General features: G+C 61.1%; 13 protein-coding genes. 11 read left to right on the top strand and 2 right to left on the bottom strand.

All coding sequences use genetic code 11. From position 1 onward, the window contains the following. Positions 1 to 4: 4 nt before the first annotated feature. The 8 genes from JONANDRAFT_RS05760 to JONANDRAFT_RS05795 all read left to right on the top strand — a co-directional run bounded on the left by JONANDRAFT_RS05760 (position 5) and on the right by JONANDRAFT_RS05795 (position 9,764). Positions 5 to 973 carry an asparaginase gene (locus JONANDRAFT_RS05760; RefSeq protein WP_008523137.1) on the top strand — a complete coding sequence of 323 codons (969 nt, stop codon included), beginning with the start codon at positions 5 to 7 and terminating at the stop codon, positions 971 to 973. A 122-nt stretch (positions 974 to 1,095) separates the two neighbouring features. Next, positions 1,096 to 2,022, top strand: coding sequence for an ABC transporter permease (locus tag JONANDRAFT_RS05765; protein WP_008523138.1), 927 nt, complete (start codon positions 1,096 to 1,098; stop codon positions 2,020 to 2,022). Further along, entirely contained in the window at positions 2,015 to 2,908 is an 894-nt protein-coding gene (locus JONANDRAFT_RS05770; protein WP_008521615.1) for an ABC transporter permease, read from the top strand. Before JONANDRAFT_RS05765 ends, JONANDRAFT_RS05770 begins: the two co-directional genes overlap by 8 nt. Positions 2,909 to 2,919: 11 nt before the next feature. Then, on the top strand, positions 2,920 to 3,912 hold the full coding sequence (locus tag JONANDRAFT_RS05775) for an ABC transporter ATP-binding protein (RefSeq protein WP_008521616.1): 993 nt from the start codon (positions 2,920 to 2,922) through the stop codon (positions 3,910 to 3,912). Continuing rightward, complete coding sequence (locus tag JONANDRAFT_RS05780; RefSeq protein WP_008521617.1) at positions 3,909 to 4,886, top strand: ABC transporter ATP-binding protein; 978 nt, start codon at positions 3,909 to 3,911, stop codon at positions 4,884 to 4,886. The genes JONANDRAFT_RS05775 and JONANDRAFT_RS05780 overlap by 4 nt, the downstream gene beginning before the upstream one ends. Positions 4,887 to 4,947: 61 nt before the next feature. Then, on the top strand, positions 4,948 to 6,561 hold the full coding sequence (locus tag JONANDRAFT_RS05785; RefSeq protein ID WP_008521618.1) for an ABC transporter substrate-binding protein: 1,614 nt from the start codon (positions 4,948 to 4,950) through the stop codon (positions 6,559 to 6,561). Positions 6,562 to 6,770: 209 nt separating this feature from the next. Then, positions 6,771 to 7,757 carry a TAXI family TRAP transporter solute-binding subunit gene (locus tag JONANDRAFT_RS05790; protein WP_008523140.1) on the top strand — a complete coding sequence of 329 codons (987 nt, stop codon included), beginning with the start codon at positions 6,771 to 6,773 and terminating at the stop codon, positions 7,755 to 7,757. 108 nt (positions 7,758 to 7,865) lie between these two features. Further along, positions 7,866 to 9,764 (top strand): TRAP transporter permease, encoded by a 1,899-nt coding sequence (locus tag JONANDRAFT_RS05795; RefSeq protein WP_008523141.1) that lies wholly within the window; start codon positions 7,866 to 7,868, stop codon positions 9,762 to 9,764. Positions 9,765 to 9,821: 57 nt separating this feature from the next. On the opposite strand, the gene JONANDRAFT_RS05800 is transcribed toward JONANDRAFT_RS05795, so the two are convergent. Further along, complete coding sequence (locus JONANDRAFT_RS05800) at positions 9,822 to 10,187, bottom strand: cupin domain-containing protein (RefSeq protein WP_008523143.1); 366 nt, start codon at positions 10,185 to 10,187, stop codon at positions 9,822 to 9,824. Next, positions 10,184 to 10,672 (bottom strand): xanthine phosphoribosyltransferase, encoded by a 489-nt coding sequence (gene gpt / locus JONANDRAFT_RS05805; protein ID WP_008523145.1) that lies wholly within the window; start codon positions 10,670 to 10,672, stop codon positions 10,184 to 10,186. The genes JONANDRAFT_RS05800 and gpt overlap by 4 nt, the downstream gene beginning before the upstream one ends. A 133-nt stretch (positions 10,673 to 10,805) precedes the next feature. On the opposite strand from gpt, the gene JONANDRAFT_RS05810 reads away from it, so the two are divergent. The 3 genes from JONANDRAFT_RS05810 to JONANDRAFT_RS05820 all read left to right on the top strand — a co-directional run bounded on the left by JONANDRAFT_RS05810 (position 10,806) and on the right by JONANDRAFT_RS05820 (position 14,596). Next, entirely contained in the window at positions 10,806 to 11,891 is a 1,086-nt protein-coding gene (locus JONANDRAFT_RS05810; RefSeq protein WP_008523147.1) for a BMP family ABC transporter substrate-binding protein, read from the top strand. Between the two features lie 115 nt (positions 11,892 to 12,006). Next, positions 12,007 to 13,554 carry an ABC transporter ATP-binding protein gene (locus tag JONANDRAFT_RS05815; RefSeq protein ID WP_008523149.1) on the top strand — a complete coding sequence of 516 codons (1,548 nt, stop codon included), beginning with the start codon at positions 12,007 to 12,009 and terminating at the stop codon, positions 13,552 to 13,554. After that, positions 13,544 to 14,596, top strand: coding sequence for an ABC transporter permease (locus JONANDRAFT_RS05820; protein WP_008521625.1), 1,053 nt, complete (start codon positions 13,544 to 13,546; stop codon positions 14,594 to 14,596). Before JONANDRAFT_RS05815 ends, JONANDRAFT_RS05820 begins: the two co-directional genes overlap by 11 nt. Position 14,597 lies beyond the last annotated feature (1 nt).

Consider the following 14,597-nt stretch of genomic DNA (forward strand, 5'->3'; position numbering starts at 1 on the left):
CTTCATGAAACTCGTGGCGTTTGCCACCGGCGGGACGATCGCCTCAACGCGGGGAGATCACGGGCTGGCCGCCGCGCTACCGGGAAGCGGACTGACCGCCGGCTGCGGTTTCGACGAGGTGCGCGAGGCGTTTTGCCTTCCAAGCCCGGAACTCTCGCCCGCCGACTGGCTCAGCTTGGCTCGGGAAATGGAAGGCTGTCCGGACGCCGACGGTTTCGTGGTCACCCACGGAACCGACACCATGACGTCGGCCGCAGCGACGCTCGCCTTTCTCGGCGCGGGAGGTGCCCGTCCGGTCGTGCTCACCGGCGCCATGAAAGCGCCTAGCGAACCGGGAGCCGACGGCCCAACGAACCTAAAAGACGCGGAACTGTTCGCGAGAGAGTTGGCCCGGCGAAAAATACGCGGCGTCTTTCTGGCGTTCGGCGGCTCGCTCCTCTGGGGCGCCGGACTGGTCAAGCGCCACTGGACGCGGCCCGACGGTTTTCTCACGCCCGCCTGCCCAGCGCTCGGCCGAATTGAAGGCGGCTCTGCCCGGCTCAACACGGAAGAACTCGCGTCCCACTCGCCTCGGCTCGACGTTCCACTGCCCCACGCCCTGCCGTCTGTCTTTGGGATAAAAATACACCCCGGCCTGACCTCTGAAGCGCTGCTCGCTTGGCTGCCGCTGGCCAGCGGGTTTGTCATCGAAAGCTACGGCTGCGGCTCCGGGCCGATCGACGGGCCCTGCTCGATCATGCCGTTTCTGCTTCAAGCGGCCCGCGCCGGCAAGCCGGTCGTCAACGTGACCGACGCGGAGGACGGCGTCGACCTGACGCGATACCGAAACGGCCAGATAGCCGCCGAGGCTGGCATGCTGTCGGGGCGTCGGATGACCTTTCAGGCCGCCTGCGCCCGACTGTCGTGCCTGTTGGCCCGCCAAGCTGACGGGCCGTTTGCCTCCCTCTGGGAAGAAAGCATCTGCGGGGAGTAAACTTGAAAAAATAAGCAGGCGTTCGCCGACTCGGCGGACGCCTGCTCTTTTGTGCCAGAAAACGGCATTTCGGTTATGCTATAATATTTTAACATAGTAAATTATTTTAGCGGGTGATACGCATGTTTAATTACGTCGTGAGGAAGATCCTCTACACGATTCCTGTCGTCTGGGGCGTGGTGACGGCCGTGTTCATCCTCATCAACATCGTTCCGGGAGACCCGGCGATGATCATGATGGGACAACGAGGGGATCCGCAGACTTTGGAGCAGATTCGGGCCGACCTGGGGCTCAACCTGCCTCTGAAGGATCAGTACGTTCGGTTTCTGTCCCAAATCGTGAAAGGCGATTTCGGCACGTCGTATCGGACCAACGAGAAAGTCCTGACGGCTCTCGTGACCCGGTTCGGCGCGACGGCCAAGCTGGCGTTTGGCGCGCTGGCAATCGGCACGGTCATCGGGATCGCCGCCGGGATTTTATCGGCGGTGAAGCAGTACTCGGTCTTTGACTACTCGGCTATGGTGGTCTCAATTGTGGGCGTCAGCGCCCCGGTATTCTGGGTGGGACTGCTGCTTTTGATGGTCTTCGCCTACGGGCTGGGATGGGTGCCCGGAGCCGGGTTCGGCGACGGCTCGTTTAAGTACCTTGTGCTGCCGATGACAGCGCTGGGCATCAGGCCGGCAGCCCTCACGGCCCGGCTGACTCGGTCCTGTATGTTGGAAGTGCTGAGTCAGGACTACGTGCGAACGGCCCGAGCCAAGGGGCTGGGCGAGAAAGTCGTCGTGATCAAGCACACGCTGAAAAACGCCATGATTCCGGTCATCACGGTGATCGGGACTCAGATCGCTTCTCTGCTTTCCGGGGCCGTGCTGACCGAGACGATCTTCGCGTGGCCGGGCATCGGCCGGCTGTCGGTAGACGCGCTGGTCGCCCGGGATTTCCCGATGATTCGGGGGACGGTCATTTTTATGGCGCTGGTCTTCTTGGCCGCCAACCTGATCGTCGATATCTCCTACGGCCTGTTCGATCCGAGGGTCCGCTATGACTAGCCCCAAAGCTCCCGCGGAGTCGAGCAAAACTCTCTGGTCGCAGGCGTGGCTGAGGTTTAGGCGAAACAAGCTGGCGATGCTGGGGCTCTGCATGGTCGCCGTCCTTGTTTTTGCGTCCGTCTTCGCCGGCGTCCTGTCGCCGTTTGACCCGAACAAGCAGCTCATCTGGGCCGAAGGGGCCAAAGCGAAACTCGCCGGACCGTCGGCGGTTCACTGGCTCGGAACTGACCTGTACGGCCGGGACATTTTGAGCCGAGTGCTGTACGGTTCGAGAATTTCCCTGCAGATCGGCGTGTTCGCCACCGTCGTGTCGCTGCTGGTCGGCGTGCCGCTCGGGGCTCTCGCCGGGTTTTACGGCGGAATGGTGGACGACCTGATCTCTTGGCTGATCAACGTGGTGTTCGCTTTCCCGTTTTTCCTTTTCGTCCTTGCCATCGTTGCGGTTTTTAAGAATCCGGGCATGATCGTCATTTTCACGTCCATCGGCCTGGTCTCGTGGGTGTCCATCGCGCGGGTGACCCGAGCCCAGTTCATTGCGCTTCGGGAGCGGGAATACGTCGAGGCGGTCCGCGCTCTGGGGCTACCAACGCGGCGGATCATCTTCCGACATATTCTGCCCAACGCTTTGGCGCCGATCATCGTCCAAGCCACGCTCGGCATGGGCGGCGTGATCACCGTCGAAGCCGGGCTGGCGTTTTTAGGCTTCGGAGCCCAACCGCCGACGCCCAGTTGGGGGCTGATGATCTCGGAAGGCCAGCGGTATTTGGCGACCGGCCAATGGTGGTGGGCCGTGTTTCCAGGCATCGCCATCATGTTCACCGTTTTGGCCTTTAACTTCGTCGGCGACGGTTTGAGAGACGCGCTGGACGTCCGGCTGAAACGCTAGGAGGGCCGCCCATGCCGTTACTTGAGGTCAAAGACCTAAAAACCTATTTCGACACCGACGCCGGACTGATGAAAGCCGTCGACGGGGTCAGCTTCACGGCCCAGCGCGGACAGACGGTCGGCCTGGTCGGCGAGTCGGGGTGCGGCAAGTCCATCACTTCGCTGTCGATCATGCGCCTTTTGCCCCGGCCGGCCGGCCGAATCGCCGGCGGCTCGGTGACGTTCGACGGACAAGATCTGCTGAAGCTGTCGGAAAAAGAAATGCAGTCCATTCGAGGCAACCGAATTTCGATGATCTTTCAAGAGCCGATGACGAGTTTGAACCCGGTTCTCACGATCGGCGACCAGATCAGCGAGCCGCTCAGGCTTCACCAAAAGATGAGCCGCACTGACGCCCGCAATCGAGCGGCCGAACTGTTGGAGATGGTGAGCATTCCGATGCCGCTCCAGCGGCTGAAAGAGTACCCGCACCAGCTCTCCGGCGGCATGAGGCAGCGGGCGATGATCGCTATGGCTCTGGCCTGCAGTCCGTCGCTGCTGATTGCCGACGAGCCGACGACGGCGCTGGACGTGACGGTACAGGCTCAGATCCTCGACCTGATGACAAAACTTCAGCAGGAAATGAACTCGGCGATTCTGTTCATCACCCACGATCTGGGCGTCATCGCCCAGATGGCCCAGTCGGTCGTGGTGATGTACGCCGGCCGGGTCGTGGAACAGGCGCCGGTGACCGACCTGTTCCAAAACCCGCTGCACCCGTACACCCAAGGGCTGATGACGTCTATTCCGTCGCTTAACTCCAAGGCGCACCGGCTGTCGGTCATCCCCGGAACAGTGCCGACGCCGCTGAACGCGCCGCCGGGGTGCAAGTTCCACACCCGCTGCAGCCGTTGCTTTGACGAGTGCCGGACTCACGAGCCTCCGCTGTATCAGCTGGGGAAACGTCAGGTTCGCTGCTGGCTCATGAAAGACGGCAGCCGGCCGGCAAAGGAGGAAGGCCAATGAACGGCGGGACGCCTCTCATCGAAGCCCGGAACCTGAAAAAGTACTTCCCTATTCGCCGGGGCGTGTTCAAGAAGACCGTCGGCTACGTGAAGGCCCTAGACGGCGTATCTCTGTCAATCCGGCAGGGCGAAACTCTCGGGCTGGTCGGTGAGTCGGGGTGCGGCAAGTCGACCTTCGGCCGGACCCTCATGCACCTGCTGGAGCCGACTGGCGGCGACGTGCTTTTCAAGGGCGCAAGCCTGTCCAAGCAGCTGGCGGAAGACCCGGCAAAAGTCCGGCGGGCGATTCAGATCATCTTTCAGGATCCGTATGGGAGCCTGAACCCTCGGATGACCGTCTCTGAAATTGTCGGCGAGGCCGTCAAGTATCACCGACTGGTCACGGGCAAAGCCGAACTGGACAGCTATGTGACCCAAGTCATCGTCAAAGCCGGTCTGCTGCCCGAGCACAGGTTCCGTTACCCTCACGAGTTCTCCGGAGGCCAGAGACAGCGGATCGGCATCGCCCGAGCTCTGGCCATGAAGCCTGAGTTCATCGTCTGCGACGAGCCGGTCAGCGCTCTGGACGTGTCCATTCAGAGCCAAGTTCTCAACCAGTTTTTGGACCTGCAGGAGGAATTCGGGCTCACGTACCTGTTCATCACTCACGATTTGTCGGTCGTCAGGTTCTTGTCGGACCGAATCGCCATCATGTATTTGGGCGGTTTGGTCGAAGTGGCCGATGCTGAAGATGTGTTTTCCAACCCGCTTCACCCGTACACGCAGGCCCTTCTTTCGGCTATTCCGATGCCGGACCCGACGCAGCGGGGACAGCGGATTCTCCTGTCGGGCGACCTGCCGTCGCCGGCCAATCCGCCTGCAGGCTGCCGCTTCCACACCCGGTGCCGGTACGCCTTAAAACGCTGTCATGAGGAAACGCCGGCCATGAAGGACGCCGGCGGCGGGCACTTGATCGCCTGTTTCCTGCACGATTAGTTTTGTGTTCCCCCCCTGTGAGGGGTTTGAAACGACATACACACAAAGGAGGCAAAAATCAATGAAATCGTTCTTTCGTCGTTCGTTAGGGATCGCCCTGCTTGCCCTCTGGGGAGCCAGCGCCGCGGCTCAGCCAGAAACCGGCGGAGTTCTCCGCTGGCGGCTCATCAACGACCCGCCGTCTCTTGACCCGGTGAACTCAAACATCACCGTGGCCACGCGCGGATCCAACCTCTACTTGGAAACTTTGGCCGAAAGCTCCGCCGACGGGAAACAGATTCTTCCCTGCCTCGCGGAGAGCTGGAAGGCCGAAAAGGACTCCACCGTCTGGACGTTCACCCTGCGCAAGGGCGTTCACTTCCAGAAGACCGTCTTAGGCGAGCCGACCGAGAACGGAGGCCGGGAAGTCAAGGCCAGCGACGTGAAGTACAGCTTTGAACGGCTCGTGAAGATGCACGCCGCCCGAGTGATGTTCGCCAACACCATCACCGGATATAAAGAGCTGAACGACGGCAAAGCGCAGGAGTGGTCGGGCATCAAGGTACTGGACGACTACACGGTTCAGTTCACCTTAGACCAGCCGTACGCGCCGTTCTTGGCCGTGATGACCTACCCGAACTTCGGCATCGTCCCGAAAGAAGACGCTGAAAAATGGGGAAAGGACTTCACGTTCCACCCAGTGGGCACCGGTCCGTTCGTCTTGGCCAAGTGGGATCACGACAACCTCGTCCGCTTTGACCGCAACCCGGACTACTGGCGCAAAGACGATGCCGGCAAACAGCTGCCCTACTTGGACGGCGTCGAGCTGGTCGTCATCCCGGACAACAGCGTGGCGTACCTAGAATTTAAGAAAGGCAATTTGGACGTTCTGCCGGACATTCCCGACGAGTACTACCAAGAAATTACGGCTCAGTACGGCGACGCGCTGCAGGAAATTGCCGGGCTGGACGTCCAGTACTACGGCATGAACGAGAAGGTCCCGCCGTTTGACGACATTCGGGTTCGGAAGGCGCTGAACTACGCGGTCAACCGGGAGGCCATCAACGATCTGGTTCTTAACGGCCGGTACGTGCTCGCCCGCGGCGTTCTTCCTCCCGGCATGCCGGCATACGATCCGGACATGCGGAGCTACTCGTACGACCCGGAGAAGGCAAAAGCCCTGCTCAAGGAAGCCGGTCTGGAGAACTTGGAGTTCACCCTTCACTACAACAATAACCCGCGCCACAAGGCCATCGGCGAGGCGATCCAGGCTCAGCTGAGCGAGCTAGGAATCACTCTGAAACTCTCGTCCTCTGAGGTCGGAGCCCACTACGACGCGGTTCGCCGCGGCGACTACGGGCTGTTCCGCGGCGGCTGGGCCGGCGACTACGTTGACCCGGACAACTTCCTTTACACCCTGTTCCACTCGAAAAACATTGGCCCGCAGGGCAACTACTCCCGCTACTCCGTCCCTGAGGTTGACAAAGAGCTCGACGCCGCCCGCCGGGAGACCGACCAAGCGAAGCGCATGGAGATGTACAAGAAGATTAACCAGAAGATCGTCGACGACGCGGTGTGGCTTTTCCTGTTCTACAGCACCAACAGTCTGGTCTCGAACCCGAACGTGCACGACATTCATCTGGCGTTTTTGGGCGACTACATGACGTCGTTAACCAGCGTGTGGCTGTCTAAGTAACCGCTCGGCGTATCCCAGCGAGTGCAGCAAGTCGTTTCTTTGCCGAGCGCGGCTCGCTCCTGTCTCAGCGTATCCCGCGCGAGTGCGGCAAGTCGGCAAAGTTTCTTTCCCGCCGCTCCGAAAAACGCTTGACGTTCCAACTGAGAATTTTTATACTTTTTTCAGGCATTGCAAAAGCAGTGTCAAATGCTCACAAGGGGGAACTTACTGTGAAAAAGTTTTTGGCTTTCTGCGCGTTAGCTTCCGTCCTCGCTGGGGGAACGGCCTTCGCCGATAAGCCGGCACAGCTTCGTTTTATGGCTGGACCTCCCGGCGGTAACTGGTTTGCCTTGGGCGGCGCTTTGGCCGACCTGTGGACGGCCAACGATCAGCCCACAACCAGCATTTCGGGCGGCGGCGTGTCGAACATCATCAACGCGGACCGGAACAAGGGGGATCTGGGCTTTTCCAACACGTCCATGGTGGCCGTGGCCCAAAAGGGCGGCTGTGCGCCGTTCAACGAGCCGGTCAAGAACGCGTCCATTCTCGCCAACCTGTACACCCAGTACACCTATTTCATCGCCCGCAAAGATTTCGCCGAGAAGAACGGCATCAAGACGGTGAACGATATCGTCGCAAAGAAGATCCCGATCCGCTTCGGTACCCTCAAGACCGGTTCCGGCTCGGAGTTTGTCGTCAACGCGGTGTTCCGCGACGGTTTCGGGATCGACTACCGCAAGGCTATCCCCGAGTGGGGCGGCTCGGTTGAGTACGCTTCCTACTCCGGCGGCGCGGACCTTCTGGCGGACAACCACCTGGACGTGTTCGCGTTCTCGGTCGGCAAGGTCGCTTCCATCGTCATGCAGATCGAGAGCCAGACCGACGTGGTCATTCTCGGCATGGAGCAGGAAACCCTTGACAAGATCGGCGCCGCGATCGGCACGACGACGTTCACCGTCGACCCGGGCATCTACAAGAGCGTCACGAAAGACCCGGTCAAGGTCGTCGGCGACTACACCTGCATTGTCGTCCGCAGCGATCTGGATGACGACGTGGTTTACAACCTGTGCAAGACCATGTACGAGGGACAGGACGTTCTGGCCAAGGCCGTTGTCGATATGAAAGAGCTGAACCCCAAGACTGCCGTTCCCCCCGCCCCAATCATCACTCACCCGGGCGCGGTCAAGTACTGGCAGGAAGTTTCCGCTTCCAAATAACCGGCAGCTGAACCGTCTCTTCGACAGGAAGACAGGCCAAGATCCTGTCTTCCTGTCTATTTTTCAGGCCGTCCTTTTCGGACGTCCGAACGAAATGGGGTTTGATTGATGAGAAAATTACAGGGCCCCGTCGCGAAGGCGCTGTACTTGTACGTCTTGGCAATGGGACTTTTTCACCTGTACACCGCCGTCTTCGGCTCGTTTGAGGCATACCTCCAGCGGGCAATTCACCTGACATGGGTGCTTCCCATGGTGTTCGTGCTCTACCCGTTCGCGAAGAACAAGTCCGGCGAGCCTGAGACGTCCGTGCCGTGGTATGACTGGGTTTTGGCGGCCGCGGCTGCCGCGCCCGGCCTGTACAGCATGTTCACCTACAGCCAGATCATCATGCGAATGCAGGGCGTGGACGAGCTGACGACCGTTCAGATCGTCTTGGGCACTGTGCTGATCGTCCTGCTCTTGGAAGGCACCCGGCGCATCGTCGGCCTTCCGATCGTTCTGGTCGCTCTGGCCTTCACGGTTTACACGCTGGTCTGCGACTCTCACTGGCTGCCCTCAGTCCTGCAGGGCGTTCCTACCGAGTACAGCCGAATGGTTGAGGGCATGTACCTGACCGACGAGGGAATTTTCTCGTCGTCTCTGGGCGTTTCCGCCACGTTCGTCATGATCTTCCTGATCTTCGGCGGCTTCCTCGAAAAGAGCGGCGTGGGCGAGTACTTCATGGAGTTCGCTCAGGCGTTCACCGGCACTCAGGCCGGCGGCCCGGCGAAGATCGCCGTGCTCAGCTCCGCGCTGTTCGGCTCCATTTCCGGCTCGGCCGTGGCGAACGTGTACGGCACCGGCTCGTTCACCATTCCCTTGATGAAGCGAATCGGCTACGAACCCCACTTCGCCGGGGCCGTCGAGGCGGTTTCCAGCGCCGGAGGCCAGATCATGCCGCCGGTCATGGGCGCCGGGGCGTTCGTCATGGCCGCCCTGCTGGGCGTCCAGTTCAACAAAATCATCATCGCTGCCGTGCTGCCAGCGCTTCTCTACTACGGCGCCGTCCTGCTGATGGTCCACCTGACGGCGGTGAAAAACGGTCTGAAAGGGCTCAAAGCCTCCGAACTGCCCTCCAAGACGTCGGTCGCCAAACGACTGTACATGATGGCCCCGATCGTCCTGCTGGTCTACATGCTTCTGGCCGGCTACACGCCCATGTACGGAGCCGTCGCGGGCATCGTCACCGCGTGGGCCGTTTCTCTGCCCAACAAGGAACGGCGCATGGGGCCGGTTCGGATCCTTCAGGCCATTCATGACGGCTCGGTCGGCATTCCGATTATCTGCGTGGCCTGCGCGTCTGCCGGCCTCGTGGTGGGCAGCGTCGCCCTGTCGGGCATCGGGTTCAAGTTCGTCAGCGCCGTTCTCTCCATCGCTCAAGGGAGCCGGTTCTTCGCTCTGCTGCTGATCGCGTTAGTGTCGCTGATCCTCGGCATGGGACTTCCCACCACCAGCGCGTACATTCTTGGCGCGGCGCTGGGCGTCCCGGCGTTAGTCAAGCTCCACTTCATGCCGATTGCCGCCCACATGTTCGTGTTCTACTACGCCATCATCTCCAACATCACCCCGCCGGTCGCTCTGGCGGCCTACGCGGCGTCGTCCATCGCCGGGTCTTCGCCCAATAAGACCGGGTGGACGGCCTGCCGGCTGGGATTTTTGGCGTTCGTCATCCCGTTCGCGTTCTGTTACGATCCCGGACTGCTGTTCCAGTTGGGCTGGGGCAAGAACATCCTGTCGATCGTCAGCGGCGTGGTGACGCTGTTGGCCGTGGCGCTGGGCTTTACCGGCTACGCCCGCGGGCCGATCAACATTGTCTGGCGTGCCCTGCTTTTTGCCGGCGCGGCGGTGGCGCTTCACCCGTCCACGCTGTTGTCCTTGGCCGGCACGGCGGTCGTGATCGCGCTGATTTTCCTTTCCAATCTCCCGATGGCTAAGCCTCAGACGGCTACCGCAACGGGAAATTCGTAAGGCAGCAAGGCAAAAAGCGAGCCGCTTCCGTTTGGAAGCGGCTCGCTTTTTGAACGGTTATCGAGCGGATTCGCTGAGGCGGGCGTGAAGAGCCAGCCAGACGGCCTGAGGCGAGACGCTCGTATGGGTTACCCAGTGGGGAACTTTTGAGGGGATCACGAGCCAGTCGCCGGGAGAAAGGGAAATCGTTTGGAACTGGCCGCCGCCGAGGTCGATCTTGAGCCTGGCGCTCCCCGCGAGGAGACAGACCCACTCGTCTTCGTCCTGAACGTACGGGCTGTCTTGAGGCGTGGTCTGCCCTGCGGAAATAATTCGCTCCAGCGTCAGGCCGGTGAAGTCTTTCAGCAGGACTTCCAGCTTCTCGCCGTTGGCCTGCGGCGCGGCGGGATCGCTGAACAGGCTGCCCCGAACGAGCGGTTTCACCGAACGACAGAGGCGCCGATGGGGTCAACGTATCCCCAGCCGGCATCCCACGGGAAAAGGATCCACGTGTCCTGGCTGACCGAGTCGACGCAGTCGTCCACGTAGGGATGGCCGGCCGGTTTGGCGTACACCGAGACGAAGTGGGCGCCAGGCATCATGTTTCGAACGAACGCGGCAGTCCGGCCCGTGTCAACCAAGTCGTCCACGATGAGCGTCCTGTCCGGGTCGCCCGACAGGTCGATGTTCTTCAGGACCTGCAGCTCTCCCTGCTCTCTCAAGCTGTAGCTTGAAATGCACACCGTGTCGACGAGCCGGACGTCCAGCTCCCGGGCTATGATGGCCGCCGGGACGAGCCCACCCCGAGCAATCCCGATGATCCGATTCCACGGCCGGGTGACTAAGCGGCGGGCCAAGCTGCGGCAGTCCCTCTGGAGCTGCTCCCAAGAAATTTGAAACGTCTTGTGATACCGATCGGACAAAGACATCGCGTTCCCCTTCCCCTTTGCTCTTGATTTTTTTACCTTATTCTTATAAGATATTTATGATAAATGTTAACACATTTTCAGCAGGTTCGAGCAGTAGCTATCATTTTACAACAAACGGGGAGGATGAGTTCACGTGAAAAAATTACTTTTGGCGTTTGCGGCGCTTCTGGCTCTGTCACAAGCCGCGTTGGCGTTTGACCCAGTACCGGTCAAGGACATCAAGGCCGGATTCATCTACATTGGCCCCACCAACGACGGCGGCTACACCTACATGCACGAGAAGGGCCGTCAGGAAATGCATCAGGCGTTTCCTGACATGCCGGAGAGCTCTTACGTCGAATCGGTGCCCGAGGGCCCGGACGCGGCGCGGACGATGGAACAGCTGATCCGCCGCGGCAAGTGCAACCTGATTTTCGCCAACTCGTTCGGCTATATGGACTACGTGGTTGAAGAGGCTCAGAAACACCCGGAGGTCATCTTCATGCACTGCTCCGGCTACAAGACGGCGCCCAACATGGGCACGTACTTCGGCAGAATGTACCAGACCCGCTACCTGTCCGGCATGGTGGCCGGCGCGATGGCGAAGAACGACAAGATCGGATTTGTGGCCGCGTTCCCGATTCCGGAAGTCATCCGGGCCATCAACGCGTTCACGCTTGGCGCTCAGGCGATCAATCCCAAGGTCGAAGTGAACGTGGTGTGGATCTACTCGTGGCTTGACCCGGGCAAGGAGAAGGAAGCCGCCAAGGCCCTGATCGACTCGGGCTGCTCGGTGATCGGCATGCACGCCGACAGCGGCGCGACCGCTCAGGCCTGCGAGGAAGCGGGCGTCTACGTGGTCGGCTACGACAACGACATGAGCCAGTTCGCGCCCACCAAGCAGCTGACCGCCGCCATGTGGAACTGGGGCGCCGTCTACACGGCAGTCGTGAAGGCCGTGAGCGAGGGCAAATGGACCAACGAGCCTATTTGGTGGGGCCTGAAGGACGGGGCTGTGAAGCTGGCGCCGATGTCCAAGGACGTTCCTGACGACGTGAAGGCCAAGGTCGAAGCCGCCAAGGCGAAGATCATTTCCGGCGAGTGGGACGTGTTCACCGGGCCGCTGTACGACCAGAAGGGCGAGCTGAAGCTGGCCGAAGGCGAGCGGATGAGCGACGCCGACATGCTGGCGCTTCAGTGGTTCGTCAAAGGCGTTAACGGCACGATCTCCCAGCAGTAGCCCAACGCATTGGGTGCGGCGCACCGGAAGGTGCGCCGCTTTTTTTGGGCCGGTTATTTCTGAACCGGTTCCGGTGTATGATATTTTTAGAAAAGTGCCCGGAAGGAGGCTTCTCATGAACGACACAACTTCACCTTGGCGGGTAGAACTTCTGGACATCACCAAGACCTTCGGCGGCAAAAAGGCCGTGGACAGCGTGACGCTTCGGCTGGCCAAGGGCGAGGTGCTTGCCCTGCTGGGCGAAAACGGCGCCGGCAAGTCCACTCTGATGAACGTTTTGAGCGGCATCTACTGCCCTGACGGGGGAAAGATCCTTCTGGACGGAGTTGTACAGCGCTTCCGCTCGCCCCACGACGCGATTGCCGCGGGCATTGGAATGGTTCACCAGCACTTCATGCTGGTCGAGTCCCAGACGGTTTGGGAAAACGTCGTGCTGGGAACGGCTCTGCCGACGGTGCTGCCCAAGGCGGAAATTATCCGAAAGGTGCAGCGCATTTCTGAGACATACCAGCTGGCTGTCGACCCGACGGCCCAAATCTGGCAGCTTTCCGTGGGCGAACAGCAGAGAGTCGCCATTTTGAAAGCCCTGTACCAAAACGCCAAGGTGCTGATCTTGGACGAGCCGACGGCCGTTCTGACGCCTCAGGAGGCGAACGCCCTGTTCACCACCGTGTCGCACATGACCGCCGAGGGCCGGTCGGTCATCTTCATCTCCCACAAGCTGGACGAGGTGATGGCCGTTTCCAATCGGGTAGCCGTGCTGCGCCGCGGCCAGCTGGCCGGCGTGGAGGACACAGCCGGAACGACGAAGGCCCGGATCGCCGAGCTGATGATGGGCCGCGTGGTTGACCTCGAGCTGACACGGACGAACCGCGAGCCCGGAGAAGCCCTGCTGGAGCTTCAAAACGCTTCGGCGTCGGATGACCGGGGACTCCCGGCTTTTTCAAACATCTCCCTGACCTTGCGGGAAGGGGAAATTCTCGGGCTGGCCGGCGTGTCGGGCAACGGACAGACGGCGCTGTGCCAAGCGATGGCCGGGCTGTACCCCCTTTCGGGCGGCCGCGTGCTTGTCGACGGCGCTGACTTCACCGGCGCGGACCCCCGGTCGTTCATCGACAAGGGGATTCGGTACATCCCGGCGGACCGGCGGGGCGTGGGCATGGTTGGTAACATGAACGCGATTGAGAACTCGGCCCTTCGGCGATACCGGCAGCCCACCGCGGGCAAGGGCTTCATGGGCCTGCGGATGGACTGGCACCAGATGTGGAAGCATACTCTGTCGATTATCAGAAACTTCCGAGTGGACACGCCGTCGGAACACGCGCCGGTGCGCAACCTGTCGGGCGGCAACCTGCAAAAACTCATGATGGGCCGGGAGCTGAGCGACTCCCACCGGGTTCTTCTGGCGATGAATCCCACGTGGGGCTTGGACGTGGCGGCCAGCCGGTTCGTTCGGGAACAGCTGCTGGCCGAGCGGGAGAACGGCCGGGCCATTTTCCTCGTGTCCGAGGACTTGGAGGAACTCCTCGCCCTGTGCGATCACCTGCTGGTCATCTACCGCGGACAGATTACCGGCTCGATTGAGGAGCCAACCGACGCGGACGTGGAGCGAATCGGCCTGATGATGGCTGGCGAAAGCGAGGAAGCTCATCATGCGCTTTGAACGACGGTTTGACACGCCGCTTTGGTGTTCTGTTCTCGTGCCAATTGCATCGCTGGCCGCGGCGCTGGTCGTGTCGGGCGCCTTCTTAACCGCCTTAGGCGTCAGCCCGATCGACGCGCTGAGCGAAATGTGGCTGTCCGCGTTCGGGGACGAGTACGGCCTCAGCGAAAGCCTGACGAAGGCAATTCCCCTGATGATCTCCGCCGTCGGGCTGTGTGTGTGCTACAAGATGTTGGTGTGGAACATCGGCGCTCAGGGGCAGATTATGGCCGGCGCCTTAGCCGCCGTCGCGGCGGTCCGCTACCTTCCTCTGGCCTCGTCGCCCCTCCAGTTAGCCCTCATGGCTCTAGCGGCCGCCTTGGCCGGCGGGCTGTGGGCGTCGGTCGCCGGCTTCCTGCGGGCTAAATGGAACGTGAACGAGATCATCAGCACCCTGATGCTCAACTACATCGCAGTGAACCTGAAAGACTTCCTCGTGTACGGCCAGTGGCGGGATCCGTCGAGCCTCGGCTTTCCTATGACGCCGGCGTTCCCGGCCAGCGCTCAGCTCCCGCTGTTAGGGTTCGGCCGGGCCCATTCGGGACTGTGGCTTGCGGTCATCGTCGCTTTGGTGCTCTGGTGGCTTCTGACCTACTCCCGCTGGGGATACGAGATCCGCGTCATCGGCGAAAACCCTCGGGCCGCCCGATTCGCCGGCATTGACGACACTCGCATGATGGTTCGGTCCATGTTCATCGCCGGCGCCCTGTGCGGCTTGGCCGGCATGGTCCATATGGCCGGGCTGGCGCACCGGCTTCAAGGCGCGTTCAGCGCCGACTTCGGCTATACGGCCATCATCGTGGCATGGCTGGCCAACCTGAACCCGCTGGCCGCTCTGCTGGTAGCGTTTCTGATGGGCGGTCTGCTAGTGGGCGGAGAGTCCATGCAGGTGACCATGAACCTGCCCGTGGCGGGAACTCAGGTCATTCAGGGGCTGATTCTGTTCTTCGTCGTGGCGGGCGAGTTCTTTAAGAACTACCGGCTCGTCCGGTTCAGGAGGTGAC

The sequence above is a fragment of the Jonquetella anthropi DSM 22815 genome, assembly GCF_000237805.1.
Lineage (GTDB): Bacteria > Synergistota > Synergistia > Synergistales > Dethiosulfovibrionaceae > Jonquetella > Jonquetella anthropi.

Bases quoted from the DNA above. Each gene is read 5' to 3' on its own strand.
- JONANDRAFT_RS05760 (WP_008523137.1), top strand. From the start codon at position 5: ATGAAACTCGTGGCGTTTGCCACCGGCGGGACGATCGCCTCAACGCGG.
- JONANDRAFT_RS05765 (WP_008523138.1), top strand. From the start codon at position 1,096: ATGTTTAATTACGTCGTGAGGAAGATCCTCTACACGATTCCTGTCGTC.
- JONANDRAFT_RS05770 (WP_008521615.1), top strand. From the start codon at position 2,015: ATGACTAGCCCCAAAGCTCCCGCGGAGTCGAGCAAAACTCTCTGGTCG.
- JONANDRAFT_RS05775 (WP_008521616.1), top strand. From the start codon at position 2,920: ATGCCGTTACTTGAGGTCAAAGACCTAAAAACCTATTTCGACACCGAC.
- JONANDRAFT_RS05780 (WP_008521617.1), top strand. From the start codon at position 3,909: ATGAACGGCGGGACGCCTCTCATCGAAGCCCGGAACCTGAAAAAGTAC.
- JONANDRAFT_RS05785 (WP_008521618.1), top strand. From the start codon at position 4,948: ATGAAATCGTTCTTTCGTCGTTCGTTAGGGATCGCCCTGCTTGCCCTC.
- JONANDRAFT_RS05795 (WP_008523141.1), top strand. From the start codon at position 7,866: ATGAGAAAATTACAGGGCCCCGTCGCGAAGGCGCTGTACTTGTACGTC.
- gpt (WP_008523145.1), bottom strand. From the start codon at position 10,672: ATGTCTTTGTCCGATCGGTATCACAAGACGTTTCAAATTTCTTGGGAG.
- JONANDRAFT_RS05815 (WP_008523149.1), top strand. From the start codon at position 12,007: ATGAACGACACAACTTCACCTTGGCGGGTAGAACTTCTGGACATCACC.
- JONANDRAFT_RS05820 (WP_008521625.1), top strand. From the start codon at position 13,544: ATGCGCTTTGAACGACGGTTTGACACGCCGCTTTGGTGTTCTGTTCTC.